This is a genomic window from Suttonella ornithocola, from assembly GCF_001889065.1.
GTDB lineage: Bacteria > Pseudomonadota > Gammaproteobacteria > Cardiobacteriales > Cardiobacteriaceae > Suttonella_A > Suttonella_A ornithocola.
Genome location: NZ_LWHB01000263.1, coordinates 1 through 1,041, shown reverse-complemented (window position 1 = coordinate 1,041; position 1,041 = coordinate 1). Strand labels below are relative to the sequence as shown.

Sequence of the window (1,041 nt, the reverse complement as noted above, 5' to 3'; positions counted from 1 at the left end):
ATTTTAAACTAAAATATTTGAGTTTTTTTATAATGAAATGTTTTTTATAAGGTTTTATTTCCATGAAAAATGTTTTTTTTGGTTTTTTGGAGCTTAGTAGTAGATCTGAAAAAATAAACTAAGTAAAAAATATTTTTATAGCTTATTTGTTGAAAAAAACATTCTTACAAACTACTACTAAATAGCTATTTATTCTTCATCTAAACCGAGTTTTGCTAAACCCATTTCTTCATCAGATTTCAACAATCCTATATCACTATAAATTTCAAGCTTTGTTCTTGTATCGCTGATATCAAGGTTCCGCATGGTTAATTGCCCTATTCTATCTAAAGGCGTAAATGCAGCATTTTCTACTTTTTCCATAGATAGTCTTTCTGGCGCATAAGTAAGATTCGGTGATTCTGTATTCAAGATAGAGTAGTCATTTCCTCTGCGTAACTCTATAGTCACTTCTCCTGTAATTGCTTTAGCAACCCAACGTTGCGCTGTTTCACGGAGCATTAACGCTTGCGAATCAAACCAGCGACCTTGATAAAGCAATCTTCCTAAGCGAATACCATTAATACGGTATTGCTCAATGGTATCTTCGTTATGAATGCCGGTTACTAATCGCTCATAGGCAATATGTAATAAAGCCATTCCTGGCGCTTCATAAATACCACGTGATTTAGCCTCAATAATACGATTTTCAATCTGATCGCTCATTCCCAACCCATGACGTCCACCAATTTTATTAGCTTCTTCCATTAAAGCGATATGGTCAGGGAATGTCTTATTGTTAATCTCGATAGGAATCCCTTCTTCAAATTTAATTGAAACTGTTTCTTTAGCAATTGGAACTTCTTCTTTCCAAAAAGCAACGCCCATGATTGGATCAACTATTTCAAAACCGGTATTTAAGTATTCCAAATCTTTTGCTTCATGAGTTGCCCCCAACATATTAGAGTCTGTTGAATAGGCTTTTTCTTTACTCATTTTATAATCAAAACCGTTAGAAATAAGGAATTCGGACATTTCCGCACGCCCACCTAGCTCATCGAT

General features: G+C 34.3%; 1 protein-coding gene. It reads right to left on the bottom strand.

Annotated features, from left to right (window positions below; all coding sequences use genetic code 11):
- Window positions 1–189 precede the first annotated feature (189 nt).
- A partial coding sequence (gene argG / locus A5N85_RS13645) for an argininosuccinate synthase (protein WP_072577632.1) occupies window positions 190–1,041 on the bottom strand: 852 nt, incomplete at its 5' end.